The sequence below is a fragment of the Streptomyces sp. PTL18 genome (assembly GCF_059510295.1).
This window is the reverse complement of the sequence record NZ_JCAJZO010000030.1, coordinates 17,807-31,431: the sequence shown is the minus strand read 5'-3', so window position 1 is coordinate 31,431 and position 13,625 is coordinate 17,807. Positions and strand designations below refer to the sequence as shown.

The 13,625-nt window shown below is 70.4% G+C and carries 11 protein-coding genes and 1 tRNA gene; 9 read left to right on the top strand and 3 right to left on the bottom strand.

Annotated elements, in window-relative coordinates; genetic code table 11:
* The first annotated feature begins 71 nt into the window (after nt 1–71).
* The 5 genes from moaC (at nt 72) to AC5WS8_RS34025 (ending at nt 3,498) form a co-directional block, all read left to right on the top strand.
* Entirely contained in the window at nt 72–551 is a 480-nt protein-coding gene (gene moaC / locus AC5WS8_RS34045; protein ID WP_496107381.1) for a cyclic pyranopterin monophosphate synthase MoaC, read from the top strand.
* On the top strand, nt 548–1,129 hold the full coding sequence (locus AC5WS8_RS34040; RefSeq protein WP_496107380.1) for a MogA/MoaB family molybdenum cofactor biosynthesis protein: 582 nt from the start codon (nt 548–550) through the stop codon (nt 1,127–1,129). The genes moaC and AC5WS8_RS34040 overlap by 4 nt, the downstream gene beginning before the upstream one ends.
* Nucleotides 1,130–1,155: 26 nt before the next feature.
* Complete coding sequence (locus AC5WS8_RS34035) at nt 1,156–1,758, top strand: GNAT family N-acetyltransferase (RefSeq protein ID WP_496107379.1); 603 nt, start codon at nt 1,156–1,158, stop codon at nt 1,756–1,758.
* Nucleotides 1,759–1,942: 184 nt separating this feature from the next.
* Nucleotides 1,943–3,127 carry a divisome protein SepX/GlpR gene (gene sepX, locus AC5WS8_RS34030; RefSeq protein WP_496107378.1) on the top strand — a complete coding sequence of 395 codons (1,185 nt, stop codon included), beginning with the start codon at nt 1,943–1,945 and terminating at the stop codon, nt 3,125–3,127.
* A gap of 297 nt (nt 3,128–3,424) precedes the next feature.
* Nucleotides 3,425–3,498: transfer RNA gene (locus AC5WS8_RS34025), tRNA-Ala, on the top strand.
* 88 nt (nt 3,499–3,586) lie between these two features.
* Here AC5WS8_RS34025 and AC5WS8_RS34020 read toward each other — a convergent pair.
* Both AC5WS8_RS34020 and AC5WS8_RS34015 read right to left on the bottom strand, forming a co-directional pair.
* The gene (locus AC5WS8_RS34020) at nt 3,587–4,516 is read right to left on the bottom strand and encodes an NAD-dependent epimerase/dehydratase family protein (protein WP_496107377.1); all 930 of its coding nucleotides are present in this window, start codon (nt 4,514–4,516) and stop codon (nt 3,587–3,589) included.
* A gap of 37 nt (nt 4,517–4,553) precedes the next feature.
* Nucleotides 4,554–5,516 carry a ScbA/BarX family gamma-butyrolactone biosynthesis protein gene (locus tag AC5WS8_RS34015; RefSeq protein ID WP_496107376.1) on the bottom strand — a complete coding sequence of 321 codons (963 nt, stop codon included), beginning with the start codon at nt 5,514–5,516 and terminating at the stop codon, nt 4,554–4,556.
* A gap of 401 nt (nt 5,517–5,917) precedes the next feature.
* Here AC5WS8_RS34015 and AC5WS8_RS34010 point away from each other — a divergent pair, with 401 nt between their 5' ends.
* Together AC5WS8_RS34010 and AC5WS8_RS34005 are read left to right on the top strand one after the other, a co-directional pair.
* Entirely contained in the window at nt 5,918–6,712 is a 795-nt protein-coding gene (locus AC5WS8_RS34010) for a response regulator transcription factor (protein WP_496107375.1), read from the top strand.
* A 94-nt stretch (nt 6,713–6,806) separates the two neighbouring features.
* Nucleotides 6,807–7,454: a ScbR family autoregulator-binding transcription factor gene (locus AC5WS8_RS34005; RefSeq protein WP_496107374.1), complete on the top strand. Its 648-nt coding sequence runs from the start codon at nt 6,807–6,809 to the stop codon at nt 7,452–7,454.
* Nucleotides 7,455–7,668: 214 nt separating this feature from the next.
* On the opposite strand, the gene AC5WS8_RS34000 is transcribed toward AC5WS8_RS34005, so the two are convergent.
* Nucleotides 7,669–8,043 (bottom strand): ArsR/SmtB family transcription factor, encoded by a 375-nt coding sequence (locus tag AC5WS8_RS34000; RefSeq protein ID WP_496107373.1) that lies wholly within the window; start codon nt 8,041–8,043, stop codon nt 7,669–7,671.
* A 205-nt stretch (nt 8,044–8,248) separates the two neighbouring features.
* Here AC5WS8_RS34000 and AC5WS8_RS33995 point away from each other — a divergent pair, with 205 nt between their 5' ends.
* Both AC5WS8_RS33995 and AC5WS8_RS33990 read left to right on the top strand, forming a co-directional pair.
* Nucleotides 8,249–9,454: an MFS transporter gene (locus tag AC5WS8_RS33995; RefSeq protein ID WP_496107372.1), complete on the top strand. Its 1,206-nt coding sequence runs from the start codon at nt 8,249–8,251 to the stop codon at nt 9,452–9,454.
* Between the two features lie 480 nt (nt 9,455–9,934).
* Nucleotides 9,935–13,624 carry an ACP S-malonyltransferase gene (locus tag AC5WS8_RS33990; RefSeq protein ID WP_496107371.1) on the top strand — a complete coding sequence of 1,230 codons (3,690 nt, stop codon included), beginning with the start codon at nt 9,935–9,937 and terminating at the stop codon, nt 13,622–13,624.
* Nucleotide 13,625 lies beyond the last annotated feature (1 nt).

Sequence of the window (13,625 nt, the reverse complement as noted above, 5' to 3'; positions counted from 1 at the left end):
GGGCGACTTGGCGGTACGGTGTCGCGCACAGCAGCCCGCGTGCCGGGCCCGGACCGGGAGTGCCGCAGCACATGAGTTCGCAGGACAGACTGACCCATATCGACGACGCGGGCGCGGCCCGCATGGTCGACGTCTCCGGGAAGGACGTCACCGAGCGCACCGCCCGCGCCAGCGGCCGTGTGCTGGTCTCGCCGCGCGTAATCGACCTGCTGCGCGGTGAGGGGGTGCCCAAGGGCGACGCGCTGGCCACCGCGCGCATCGCGGGCATCATGGGCGCCAAGCGCACCCCCGACCTCATCCCTCTGTGTCACCCGCTCGCGGTCTCCGGTGTGAAGCTGGATCTGTCGGTCGCGGACGACGCCGTGGAGATCACGGCCACCGTGAAGACCACCGACCGCACGGGTGTCGAGATGGAGGCGCTCACCGCGGTCAGTGTCGCGGCGCTCACCGTGATCGACATGGTCAAGGCGGTCGACAAGGCGGCGGTGATCACGGACGTGCGCGTGGAGGAGAAGACGGGCGGGAAGTCGGGCGACTGGAGCCGGGCATGAAGGCACCGGCCGAGCCGCCGGTCGGCGGTGCCCTCCCGGCGCCGTACGCGGCCCTGGTGGTGACCGCCTCGAACCGCGCGGCCGCGGGCGTGTACGAGGACAAGGGCGGACCGCTGATCGCCGAGGCGCTCGTCCGCTTCGGCTTCGCGGTCGACGGCCCCTGGGTCGTCCCGGACGGTGACCCGGTTCGGGACGCCCTGCGGACGGGCTCGCGCGCCGGCTACGACGTGATCGTGACCACCGGGGGCACCGGCATGTCCCCGACCGACCGCACCCCGGAGGCGACCCGCGCGGTGATCGACTACGAGGTGCCGGGCATTCCCGAGGCCATCAGAGCGTTCGGAAGGGAGAAGGTGCCCACGGCGGCGCTCTCCCGGGGACTGGCCGGAGTCGCCGACGGGACGCTGATCGTCAATCTGCCGGGGTCCACCGGCGGGGTGAGGGACGGACTGGCCGTCCTGGAGCCCCTTTTGATCCATGCCGTCGACCAGATCCGCGGCGGGGACCACCCCCGGGCCGACGCCGGCGGGTCCGCGGTCCGCGAGGACCGCCCCAGACCGAGTGGGGGTGCGAGCTGAACGGCCCATCCTGGCCCGTCGAGCTGGTGGACGGCGATGTCGTCCTCCGGCCGATACGGCTGCGCGACCAGCGGGCCTGGCGCGAGGTCAACCGGCGCAACCGGGAGTGGCTGCGGCCGTGGGAGGCGACCATTCCGCCGCCCGGGCCCGGCGGCCCGACAGCGCACCGGCCGACCTACCGGCAGATGGTCCGGCATCTGCGCGCCGAGGCCAGGGCCGGCCGGATGCTGCCCTTCGTCATCGAGTACCAGGGGCGCATGGTGGGGCAGTTGACGGTGGCCGGGATCACCTGGGGCTCGATGTGCTCGGGGCACGTCGGCTACTGGGTGGACGAGGCGGTCGCGGGCCGTGGGGTGATGCCGACGGCCGTGGCGCTCGTCGTCGACCACTGCTTCCGCACCGTGGGACTGCATCGCATCGAGGTCTGCATTCGCCCCGAGAACCGTCCGAGCCGCCGGGTCGTGGAGAAACTCGGATTCCGCGAGGAAGGGCTCCGGCCGCGTTATCTGCACATCGACGGGGCCTGGCGGGACCATCTGGTCTTCGCGCTCACCGCGGAAGAGGTGCCCGAGGGACTGCTGGCGCGCTGGCGCCGGGCACGCTCTCAGCAGACCCACCCCGGGAAATAAAAACTGTGTTCGAATTTGATCGAGTGGCGATCGTCTCGCGTCCGTCTCGGGGCAATGAATTAGCGGCCTCGGCGGTCCGCTGATCGCATCGGTCCCAAAAAAAGTTCGAAATATCAGCCAGATCGTGCGACACACCGGCCCAATTGGCAGATGGCCTCACGCAAACCCCTCTACCGTGTGAGGCGTGAGCAGCAGCGGCCTCATCTACGCAGTCATTGTCGGGGCCTGGGCCGCCTACTTGGTGCCGATGTGGCTCCGTAGGCAGGACGAGTTGAACGAGTCTCGTCCGACGGAACGCTTCAGCACCGCCATCCGGTTGCTGTCCGGACGGGCGGGCATGGAGCGCCGATACGCCAAGGACCTGCGGGCGCGCTCCGCCGACGAGGGGGAGCCCGGCGCGCGGCCGGACGGTGTCACCGGATCGGTGGACGTCCGGGCCTTCGCCATGCCCCCGACCGAGCGGCAGCCCCGGGCGCGAGTGGAGGCGGAGCCGGAGCCGGAGGACCGGTCCCGGCAGCAGCAGGAGCGGGCGGAGCCGAGGGAGCCGCGAGCGGCCGAGCCGGGCGCCCCCGGACGTGTGCCCCGGGCGCGGAAGGCCACCTCGGCGGAGGCCATGGCGCGCGCTCGGCGCTCGAAGGTGCTCGCGCGCCGGCGGCGTACGACGGTGTTCCTCTTCCTGGCGTTCACGCTCGGCGCGATCGTGGCCGCGGTCGGAGGCCTCGCGTTCCTGTGGGCGCCGGGTGTGCCGGCTGTGCTGCTGAGCGGGTACATCGCGTATCTGCGGGCGCAGGAGCGCAAGCGGTTCACGTACACGATGGACCGGCGGCGGGCCGAGGCGGCGGCGCAGCGGTTGCGGGAGCGGCAGCCGAGGCGGCGGCCGCCGGGCGGCTCCGATGCCGACGAGGTGGAGGACGGCCCCGAGCCGGAGTACGACCCCGGGCCGTCCGCACTGGCCGCCGACCGGCGCGCACTCGTGGAGCAGACGGACCACGCGGAGTGGGTGGACCAGCAGCGGGAGCGGCAGCGCAGGCCCGGGCACGGGGAGAGCTGGGACCCGGTGCCGGTGCCGCTGCCGACGTATGTGACCGCGCCGGTCGCCCCGCGGGCGACGCCGAGCGTCGATCTCGGGGCGCCGGACGCGTGGAGCTCGGCGCGGTCGAGTGCGGCGGAGGCGGCGCCCTCGGCGGGCGGCGCTGAACCGGGGGCCGGGGCGGAGCCGGGGGAGCGGGCGGAGGCTGCCGACGCGGATGCCTCCGACCGGAGCGATGCCCGACGTGCGGCGTCGGCTCGGCGGTCGCGGGAGCGGGGGCGGACGCCGCTGTTCGACCAGTACGAGGAGGGGAACCGGCCTCGGGCCGCCAACGAGTAGGGGACGGCCCCGGGTGCGGCCCCGGGTGCGGGTGCCCGGTGTCCGTGCGATGCCCGGCAGCTGCGGTCACCCGGGGGGACCGCGGCAGCCGGCGCTCACGGGGCGCCTCTCCGGAGCGGGCGCCCCGGCGCCCGCCCGTGCCGCCCATGGGGGGTCCCCGGGCCGTCAGGGCACCGGAGGCGGCACGATCGCCCGCAGCGGGGGCGGCTTCGGCGGCACGATCGCCCGCAGGTGGGGAGGCCGGGGAACGGATTTCCTGACCAGGCGAGGGGGATGCTAGAGTTTCACTCGTTGCAAGGGCCTGTGGCGCAGTCCGGTAGCGCACCTCGTTCGCATCGAGGGGGCCAGGGGTTCAAATCCCCTCAGGTCCACGCAGCATGGAGGCCCGTCCCCTCGGGGGCGGGCCTCTTGCCGTGTGTCCGGCGCGCGGCGGTGAGGCGGGTCAACTCCTCGTACGCGTCAGGCGGGAAGCAGCGTGCGGCGGTACCACCGCGCCGACTCGGGGAAGTCGGCGGCGAATTCCGGGCCCGGGACCAGACGCAGATCGCGCCACAGCGGCACGCCGTCGAACCAGTGGTCGGTCCTCAGCATGTCGAGCGCACGCGACGACTGACTGTCCGCCGCGAGAAGCTCCCGGGCCTGTGGCACCGAGAGCCGCCGCTGCGGCCAGGTGAGCGAGGCGCACCCGGCCGCAGCGCGGAGCAGGGTTTCCGCGGTGACCCGCACCGGGTGGGTCGCGTGGTACGTGAGCGACGTCAGGTCGGCAGCGGGCGCGAGACCGGAACCGACCACGAGGCGGGCCAGGTCCCGTACGGAGATGACGGACATCCGGGCGGTCCAGCCCTCGACGGTACCGGGCAGGGCACGCAGAAGACGGACCAGGCCAGGTACCACCCAGGTGTCCCCTGGGCCGTAGACGAGATGCGGACGCAGGACCACCCCGCCCGCCTCGAGGACGGCGTCCTCGGCCGCGGCGCGGGACAGCGAGGTGGGCGATCCCGGATTCCGTACCAGCTGTGCGGGGTCGGCGCCCCGAAAGGTGCCGCGCCCGTAGACGGAGGCCGTGCTCACGTACACGATGCGGGACACGCCGGCGCGGTGGGCCTCGGCAAGGAGGTTCCGTGTTCCCTGGGCGTTGACGGACTCGTTGGCCTCCGGCGTGGTGCCGACGTACGAGGCGCAGTGCAGCAGAACGTCCACGCCCTCGCACATACCGTGCAGTGAGTCGGGATCGGTGAGGTCGGCCGGCACGACGCGACGACCGGACCCCGCGGCGTGCACGGGCCGGCGGTGCGACATCAGGGTCAGGGCCGCGCCCCGCCGCTCGGCTTCCTGGGCGACATGACCGCCGAGGAAGCCCGCGGCGCCGGTGATCAGAACGGTGCGCATGACACGGCTCTCCAGGTCCTTCAGGCGGTACGACAGGTCAGGGGGCCGGACGCAGTACCAACTCGGCGGCGAAGACCTGCTCGCCCTGCTGGGTGCCCCGCACCTGGACGCGAAGATCCCCGCCCGCGTCGCGGCGTGGTACGCGGGCCTCCATCCAGCAGGGGGCGTCGAGCTCGGCATAGCGCGTGAACTTGCTGTCCAGGGCCAGGAGGAGAGCGCCGGGCTGCCGGGTCGCCGCACGGGCCGTCTGCCGGGCGGCCTCGATCAGCAGCATGCCGGGCACGTGGTCGACCGGGTGGTCGAAGAAGATCGGGTGACCGGTGTCGACGCGAAGCTCCCACCGGTTCCCCCCGGCTGCCACCGGAGCGGCGAGCAGGACGTGCTGCGGGTTGGTGTGACCCACCCGGGCCGGGTCCACCGGCGCGGGCAGGGGGCGGTCGGTCGTGGTGGGGCGTCCGCCGCGCAGCCGCCGGTGCGCGGCGGGGCTCGTGCAGCTGAATCCGGCGCTGCCGGTCGCCACGGGGACCCCGTCGCGCCGGACGGAGACGTCGTAGCGCATCCCCGCCAGGGTCCTGCCGCGTCGGACGATGTCGTGGCAGACGGTCCGCAGCTCGACATCCGTCGGGCTGGAGCCGACGGCGAACGCCGAGGCGCCGGCGGCGAAGGAGAGGTCCCACATCAGGAACTGATGGCCGAACGGAACGCCGTACTCGGCGTGGGACAGCAGCATTCCGGCCTGGCGTATCGACTCCAGCAGCAGCAGCGGGTCCTGGTGGTCGCCGACCGGTGCGAACACCGCGTGACTCCGGGGCCACTGCGCTCGGACCGTATAGGAGTCGGGCAGATGACCGGTCCCGTGGCTCGGGGCCTCCTCCCATCCGGTGAGGAACACCTCGGCCACGGAGGCCCGATGGACGTATTCACGGGGAACCGTCGTGGTGAGCGGCGCTCCGGTCACCGAAGCGCTGCCGATCCCGGGAGTTTCGACCGACGTCAGCATCCGCGGCACTCCTGTCTGTGTGCGGACAGGGCGGACCAGACCGCGCGCCCGGACCTCCCCCGTCACTGGTTGAACGCGTGTAGCAACCAACATACAGGCAGGCCGGTCTGTTTTGCGAGTAAAGCGAGTGCAAAATTGGGTCAATCTGCTTGGTTTAAGGCCTGGTTACGTTCACTTCTCACACCCGTGAATTGAGGAGGGGTAGTCCCCGGAAGGGGACGGTGATGCGAAATGCCATGGTTTCTCCCCTGGTGGGGTGCATGTTCGGAGTCGCTGCTGTCGGGTTCGTGAACGTGCTGCCTGCCGGGTGCCGGTTGACAATCAGACAACCTTGCCTGGTAACTTCCCAAGGGAGTGAACGCTCAACAGTTCGATCTGTCGTACCCGGGGGAGGGCGTTGGATGAACGGGCAGGTCATGGATTCGGTCCGAGCGCGTGCGACGGAGCGCGGTCGGCGGTCCGGCGGAGGGCCGCCCGACGGCACACCGCCGCAGGCCGAGGCGGAGGCGGAGCCCGTGAAGTCCGATGGCGGGCAGGCGCTGCAGGTATTGGTCGTCGAGGACACCCAGGCCGCCGGCACCCTGGTGCAGGAACTGCGCCGGCACGGCTACGCGGCCAGGAGTGTGGCCACGGGGGCCCAGGCGCTGGAGGCTCACCACGGTGTCGACCTGGTGCTGCTCGACCTCGACCTCCCTGACCTGGACGGACTGGAGGTGTGCCGGCGGATACGGGAGGTCGGCGACGTTCCGATCATCACCGTGACCGCGCGGGGAGCCGAACTCGACTGCGTGCTCGGGTTGCAGGCGGGGTCGGACGACTACGTCGTGAAGCCGTACGGCCTGCGGGAACTGCTGGCCCGGATGGAGGCGGTGATGCGCCGGGCCCGTCCTCGGAGACCGGGGGGCCGGGTCGTGACGTACGGGCCGCTGCGCATGGACGCGGACACCCGTGAGCTGCTGGTGGAGGGCCGGCGCGTGGAGCTCACCCCCAAGGAGTTCGACCTGCTGCACCTGCTCGTCTCGGAGCCGGGCGCCACCCACTCCCGCCGCCGGCTGATGAGCCAGGTGTGGGGGGACGACTGGTCCCACCGGGGACGCACGATCGACACGCACGTCAGCAGCCTGCGCAGCAAGCTCGGATCGAGCAGCTGGATCATCGCGGTGCGCGGAGTCGGCTTCCGTCTCGGACGGCCGTGACGCGATGTGCTTCCCAAGGGTGGCGCCCATGTCCGGGTCCCATACAATGCAGACAGGTTTGTATGTTTCCTGGCGTGAGATGCGAGGTCTGGGGATGGCTCGACAGGAGCGAGGGATCAGGTCGAGACACTCGATCCTGGAAGCCGCCGCAGACGTGTTCGGCGAGCGGGGATACGACGCGGCGAGCACCAACGAGATCCTGGCCAGGGCCGGTCTCACGCGCGGGGCCCTGTACCACCACTTCCCCTCGAAAGAGGCGATCGCCATGGCGCTGGTGGAGGCCCAGGGCGAGGCTCTCGTGGTACCGGACCAGGCGGTGAAGCTCCAGGCGGCCATTGATCTCACGCTGGGCTTCGCCCGCCGGCTGCAGACCGACACGGTGCTCAGGGCCAGCGTGCGGCTGGCCGTCGAGCAGTCGTCCTTCTCGTTCCCGGCCCAGGCGCCGTACAACCAGTCGGTCTCCGTGGTGGAGGACCTTCTCCGGCAGGCGGAGAAGCAGGGTGAACTGCTGCCGGGGATGGACCTGGCAGAGGTGGCCTCGACCGTGGTCGGGGCCTTCACCGGCCTGCAAGTGATGTCGCAGGCCTACAGCAACCGGCGGGACCTGCCCGCCCGGATCTCCGCGCTGTGGCGGCTCCTCCTGCCGGGGATCGCCGTCCCGGGCATACTCCCGCGACTGCGGACGACCCCGCCGGCGGACGCCGAGGGGTCGTCGGCAAGGAAGGTGTCCGGATCGTTCTGAGGGGGCGCGGCGTCCGCGCCGCCGACGGCGCACGGACCCCGGTGCCGCCGAACACCGCGTCGACCCAAGGGCGTCGGGCCGGCGCGCGTCGCCGTCAGGGTCGGTGCGGCCGCGGTGTCGGCGGCACGGGACCTCTGCCGTCCGGGCGGTGCGGAGGAGGCGGTTGAGGCCGTGAACGTCCCGGGCCGCACGTCACGAGGCGGGCAGTGGCACGTCAGGAGGTGAGGAGCTGAGCCACGTGGACATCCCCGACGCTTCGCCCGAGTTCCTCGATGAGCCAGGTGATGTGCTCTTCGTCGCGCCGGTAGTGGGTCCACTTGCCGACGCGTGTGGAGCGGACGAGACCCGCGCGTTCGAGTACGGCCATGTAGGCGGAGACCGTGGACTGGGCGAGTCCGGTCTTGGCCTGGATGTGGCTGACGCAGACGCCGACCGCGCGCGGGTCGGTGACGGCCGGGTTGACCGGGAAGTGGTCTTCCGGTTCGCGCAGCCACTGGAGCACTTGGAGTCGCACGGGGTTGGCGAGTGCCTTGAGCGGTTCGAGCAGGGGCGCGAGCTCCTCTGCCGCAGGCGTGTCGTGTGTCGTCATGAGCCTTCCGGGGCGGACGCGGGGCCGACTGTGATGTATCGATGATAGGCGATACGTTACGGCTTCGTAAGCTGCCGGCCGCCCGGCCGGGTCCCACCCGTACCCCCTTGACATCACATATCGATGTTCTGCGATACTTCGATGCGTCAGCGTTCCGCAACGGCACGCCCCGTACCGCATGCCACTGCAACGGAGGGTTTTTCTCATGCCTATCGGGCTCATCGCCCTGGCGCTGGGGGGCTTCGGCATCGGCCTCACAGAGTTCGGGATCGTAGGCCTGCTGCCGGAGGTAGCAGGCGACTTCGACGTCTCGGAATCGGTCGCCGGGTACCTGGTCTCCGGTTACGCGCTCAGTGTCGCGATCGGCGCCCTCGCGCTGACCGCCGCCCTCTCCCGCTTCGACCGCAAGAAGGTCCTGGTCGGCCTGATGGTGCTGTTCATCGCGGGCAACCTGATCTCCGCGATCGCTCCCACCTACGCGCTGCTGATGGTCGGCCGGGTGGTCGCGGCCCTGTGCCACGGAGCGTTCTTCAGTGTCGGCGCGGTCGTCGCCTCGGACATGGTCGCCGAGAACAAGAAGGCCAGCGCGATCGCGCTCATGTTCGGCGGACTGACCGCCGCGAACGTGCTCGGGGTGCCGCTGGGCACCTTCCTCGGCCAGCAGCTCGGCTGGCGCTCCACCTTCTGGGCCATCACGGTCATCGGCGTGGTCACGCTGGTCGGCATCCAGGCCCTGGTCCCGCAGACCACGGCGGCCACGCCGACCAACCTGCGCAACGAACTGGCCGTCTTCCGCCGCGGTCAGGTGTGGGTGTCCATCGCGCTCAGCATCCTCGCCTTCGGCGGCGTCATCGGCGGCTACACCTACATCGCCTTCACGCTCACCAAGGTCAGCGGGTTCTCCAACAGCACCGTGCCCTGGCTGCTGGTCCTGTTCGGTGTGGGCACCTTCATCGGCAACTTCATCGGCGGCAAGGCCGCCGACAAGTCCCTCAACGCCGCTCTGATCGGCAACATGGCCGTCCTCGCGGTGGTCATGGCCGTCTTCGCCCTCGCGGCGGAGAACAAGGTGGCCACGGTCCTGTCGCTGCTGCTGATGGGCACCATCGGCCTCGCGACGGCGCCCGGCCTGCAGGTGCGGACCATGAAGTACGCCGCCGACGCGCCCACCATGGCCTCCGGCGCCAACATCGCGGCCTTCAACGTCGGCAACGCGATCGGCGCCTGGCTCGGCGGGCTGGCCCTCGCTGCCGGGTACGGGTACGTCTCCCCGCTGTGGGTCGGAGCCGGTCTCGCCCTCGCCGGGCTCGTCGTGGTGGCGGGAGGATCCCTGGGTGGCGCCCCCGCCGCCTCCAGGACCGCGCCGGCCGCCGCCCGTCGGGCGGACCAACTGGAAGCCGGCGCGCAATAGGGCCGCCCACTGCGGGGGTAAACGTCTCGAACAAGGGTCTCGAAAAGCGGATCCGAGGAACCTTCAGGTTCCTCGGATCCGCTTTTCTATTTTTCGTTCAGCAGGTGTGGATAGTTGTTTTTCGTCGGGGTGGCGGCAGGTGGTCCGTCGACTTGCCTGAACCGTCTTGACCAGCACTTTTGATATTTCTCTGACATTTTCTTGAGTATTCTTGATGTGTGTCTTGCGCGGCTTGAAGAGGTCTGACAAACCCTGTATCGGTGTCTGTTGAAATAGGTCGGGCGGGTGGAAAGAATTTCCATGGGAGCCCGATGTGATGCGTCGGTCGAATTCCCGAAGTGCGTTCCTCGGGAACGCCCCCTCCCGCGCCCGAAGGCGAGCGCGTGACGCACCTCGACGGAACGAAGGTGCCTTCCGTTTCCGCCCAGAACACCCGAGAAGGGGATGCCTGTGTCCCGCTCTCTTTCCCATGCCGATCCGATGCCGGACACCCTTGGACGGCCCGCCCTCGTGGAGGACGTCCTCAGTACCAGGGACCGCGTCCGCGTGGCCGGGTTCTTCCCCGGTCTCGGCAGCCGGGCCTTCTACCAGGGTCTCGGCCGGTCCCTCTTCGACTCCGGGATCCCGGAGATCACCGACCTCTACCGGGAGGCCGCCCGCGCCCTCGGTTTCGCCGCCCGGCCCGACCTCCTCCTCATGGCCCCCGAGAACCTTCCGGAGGGCACGATGGAGCGCCAGGGCTTCATCGGGGCAGCCCTGCTGGTGCACAGCCTGGCCCTGGACGCCTGTCTGCGGCACCGGATCGCCGAAACCGGAACCCGCGCCGGTTTCATCGCCTACACCGGCGAGAGTTTCGGCATCCTGACGGCCGCGGTGGCGAGCGGATCCCTTTCGGTCTCCGACGGTGCGCGGATCGCCCAGGCCTTCACGCCGCTGATGCTCCTGGCCGCCGGCGCCCGGAGCACCGACGAGGCGTTCGCCCGGAACATCGCCTCGTATCTGGACGACTCCGTCCGGCGGACACCCCTGGTTCCCGAGCCCTTCCACGTGGTCGCCGTGAAGGCGCGGACCCCTGAGGGCCTCGCGGACGTTCTCGACGCGACAGGCGCCGCGTACCCGGTCGCGGATGTCGAACTGCACAAGACGTACTCGCCGACACAGGCGAACCTCTACGTGCGTTCCGGTCTCAAGTCCGAGTTCGACCGGTTCGTCGCCGCCTTCCCGGAGGTGGTCACCCGGGAACTGAAGGATCCCACCGTGTTCCTGGCCCACTCGGCGCGGATGCGGCCGGCCCGCGACGCTCTGGAGCGGTTCCTCACCACCCACCGGATCCGCTTCGAAGAGCCACGCGTCCCCGTGGTGTCCAACCACGACATGTCGCTGCTCACCACAGCGTCCGCCGTCCGCCAGGGGGTCCTGGCGATGACGGACCAGGTCATGGCATCCCGGGACACCTGCGAGACGCTCGGCGGCCTCGACGCGGACATGGTGCTGGAGCTGGGCCTGGGCGCCAAGTCCGTTCAACTGCTGAGGGACAACGCCATCGCCGCACCGGTCATGGCGTACACCGGGAGTCCCGGGGACACCGAGAGGTTCCTGCGCTCCGTCGACGTGACGGACGCCCTGATGGAGAACCTGGAGAGGCTCTACACCGCCGACGAAGAGCTGACACACCGTCACTACGACGTGGTCCGGGAGCTGTTCCGGGTGGCCGCCGAGAGCGACTTCTGCGACGCCTACGTCTCCCGGGCGCTGGGGCGCGTCATCACGGCGGAGATGCTGCGGCCCCACCGCGAAGGCTCCCCCGCCTTCCACCGGTTCCTCGAAGTCTTCCAGCACACGCGCAACCACCGGGACCACATCGCCGTCGACCGGGGCGAACTCGTCGTCAGGGCGCGGCTGAAGAAGAGGCTCACCGGTGATGACCCCACGTCACTGGGCAGGGCCCAGGTCGAACTCAGGGTCCTCGACGGCGCCGGCGGCATGACGACGAGGACGGTCGACACCCGCCGTCCGGAGGTCGTCGTCTTCCACTTCGACCGACTCGCAGACGTCGACGACGCATGTCTGGCCCGCCGGACCGGGCTGCTGCTGGACACCCAGCCGACAGCCGGGCAGATCCACCGGCAGACGCTCGACGGCCCGCACGCCGGCGGCGCCTCCCCGGCAGGCCGCCGCATCGTCCACCAGTACCTGCTGTTCCACACCCTCGCCCAGCACCGGCCCGCGCTGTTCGCGCAGAGCGACCACTACCTCGAAGGCGGCGACACCCCCGGCTGGCTGGCGGCTCTGGCCGTCTCCGGCGCGGTCTCGCTGAACGACGCGGTCGCCCTGTCGGACGCGCGCCCGCACGGCGACGCCGTGGAGCGGATACTGGGCCGCGTCACCGAGGCGGAGATCCCGCTGGTGTCGCCCGAGGGCGTGCCGGTTCAGTCCCGCAGGGACCTGCAGGACGCCACCCGAGCCGTGCTCGTGGGCGGGGCCCTCGGTGCCGACGCTCCACGGCGGATCCATCTCAACGGCAACTGCCAGATCATCGCCCTCGGTGGGGGTCTCGGCGCCACCGGAGTGGACGCCGGCCCCTGTGACACGCATGTGATCCGTGTGGTGGAGCCGGCCGAGGCGTGGAAGCGGCGTCTCAACCCCGCCCTGGACGAGTTCGAGTACGCCTGCGTCCTGGGCCTGACGGAGGAGAACGAGCGGGTCCTTCAGAACGCACGCAGCCGCAGGATCCTCTCCAGCACGGTGTACGCCTACATCGACAGCGACGAATCGGTCGTCAGCTTCGGCAAGGGCGGCAGCGAGTCCATGACGATCTTCGTCAGGAAGGAGGGCGAGGAGGGCATCACGGTCCGGAAGATCCTCAGCGAGGCACTCACGACCGCGCGGTGGAACCCGGACGGGGACGGCGTGATGCTGCCGCCGTTCGCGAAGGCACGGAAGCAGGCGGAGTTCCTGCAGGCCCTGCCCGCGTCGGTGCGCGGCTACTTCCCCGAGGTGTACACCGTCCTGGAGCGAGAGGTCCCCGTCCCCGCCCATCTTCGCCGCGACGGCCGTACGGTCGACCGGGAGGTCATCTACGAGATGAGCTACGTGGAGGGGGACGAGGTCAGCCGGTTCGTCGAGCGGCACACCCCGCCGCCGGCGGTGGTCGCCCGCCTCTACGAACAGATCATCCGGGTGCTGAGCGACCACGTGCACAGCGTGGGCCGGGTACCGGCCCCGGGCGAGACGCTGGACGTGTCCTACTTCAGGAAGATCGAGGACCGCCTGGAGCTGTGCCGCCGCACGGCGCCGCGCACCTTCAACGAGCACCTTCTCGACACAGAGCGGATCGTGGTCAACGGGATCTCCTACCTCAACTCGGCGGCACTGCTCAAGAGGTTCCGGGAGTCCCCCGAGTTCGCCGAGGTCCTGGAACCGGTCCATCACTCGCTCGTGATGGGCGACACCAACACCGAGAACATCAAGATCGCCGACAGCGGGCCGCTGCTGCGCGCCCAACGCGTCATCGAGTCCGGGGCGCCGCAGGAGGACGTCGACGCGGCGCTGGCCGCCATCACCCCCGCCTCACTGGGCATCAAGTTCCTCGACCCGAGAGCCATCGGCTTCAAGAGCGAGGGCAAGGACACCCGCGACGACGCGATGTACGACAACAAGCCGTGGCACAACTCCATCGGCCACTACGACGAGATCCACTTCGAGTGGTTCACCCTGGGCGTCGATGTCGGCGAGGGGAGGACGCCCCGAGTCGACATCGCGTTCCTGGACGGCAACCCGTACCAGAGGTCGTACCGGGTGCGGGACGTGGTCGCCACCCAAGGCGCGGTGGACCCGGCGGCGCCCGAAGGCATGGAGGACCACTTCGCCCCGGTGATGACGGCGGCCCTCGGACTGGACGACCCCGACTCGACCTACCTCAGGGACGACCCCTACTGGCTGGTCCGTTTCGTGTTCATGATGGGGCAGCACTTCACGGCCATGCCGCCGTTCCACTTCCAGCAGGAGCTGGACGGCACGCTCATGGACACCTACCAGACCCAGCGCCGCCCGGTCGCCATCTACTGCGAGGGCATCAAGTGGCTCAACTGGGCGCTGCAGATGCTGGAGGGCACCAGGACCGAATTCCTCGGCCTCACGGTGCCCCGCCTGCCCCATCTGGGCGGCTGAC